Consider the following 1172-nt stretch of genomic DNA (forward strand, 5'->3'; position numbering starts at 1 on the left):
TTCCCGCGGCTCAACGCCCTGGCCTTCTGGTTCTTCCTCTTCGGGTCCCTGATCGCCACCGCCGGGTTCCTCACCCCGCAGGGCGCGGCCTCCTTCGGCTGGTTCGCCTACACCCCGCTGTCGAACTCCTCGTTCTCGCCCGGTGCCGGTGGTGACCTGTGGGTCTTCGGCCTGGCCCTGTCCGGCTTCGGCACCATCATGGGCGGCGTCAACTTCATCACCACGATCATCGCGATGCGCGCCCCCGGCATGACCGTGTGGCGGATGGGCCTGTTCACCTGGAACACGCTGATCACCTCGCTGCTCGTGATCATGGTCTTCCCGCCGCTGGCGGCGGCGCTGTTCGCGCTCGGCATGGACCGCACCCTGGGCGGGCACATCTTCGACCCGGCCAACGGGGGAGCGGTGCTGTGGCAGCACCTGTTCTGGTTCTTCGGCCACCCCGAGGTCTACGTGCTGGCCCTGCCGTTCTTCGGCATCGTCTCGGAGATCATCCCGGTGTTCTCCCGCAAGCCGCTGTTCGGCTACAAGGGTCTGGTCTTCGCGACCATCACCATCGCCGCGCTCTCGGTGACGGTGTGGGCCCACCACATGTACGTCACCGGTGCGGTGATGCTGTCCTTCTTCGCGTTCATGACCATGATGATCGCGGTGCCCACCGGCGTGAAGTTCTTCAACTGGATCGGCACCATGTGGCAGGGCTCGATCACCTTCGAGACCCCCATGCTGTGGGTCCTGGGCTTCCTGTTCACGTTCCTCTTCGGCGGGCTCACCGGTGTCATCCTGGCCACCCCGCCGCTGGACTTCCACGTCTCGGACTCGTACTTCGTGGTCGCCCACTTCCACTACGTCATCTTCGGCACCGTCGTGTTCGGCATGTTCGCCGGGTTCTACTTCTGGTGGCCGAAGTTCACCGGGAAGATGCTCAACGAGCGGATCGGCAAGATCCACTTCTGGCTGCTGTTCCTGGGCTTCCACATGACGTTCCTGATCCAGCACTGGCTGGGCGTCGAGGGCATGCCGCGCCGCTACGCGGACTACCTGCCGGAGGACGACTTCACCTGGATGAACCAGATCTCCACCGTCGGGGCGATGCTCCTGGGCGTGTCCATGATCCCGTGGTTCTGGAACGTGTACACGACCTGGCGCAACGGCACGAAGGTCGAGGTCGA

The 1172-nt window shown here is 64.5% G+C and carries 1 protein-coding gene (running past one end of the window); it reads left to right on the plus strand.

Annotation, left to right across the window (positions count from 1 at the left end):
* The coding region annotated (locus AVL61_RS06840; RefSeq protein ID WP_058873618.1) for a cbb3-type cytochrome c oxidase subunit I crosses the window boundary (this coding region is incomplete at its 3' end): on the plus strand, positions 1-1172 show 1172 of its 1271 nt. The annotated region extends 99 nt beyond the left edge of the window.

The sequence above is a fragment of the Kocuria rosea subsp. polaris genome, assembly GCF_001483755.1.
Taxonomy (GTDB): domain Bacteria; phylum Actinomycetota; class Actinomycetes; order Actinomycetales; family Micrococcaceae; genus Kocuria; species Kocuria cellulosilytica.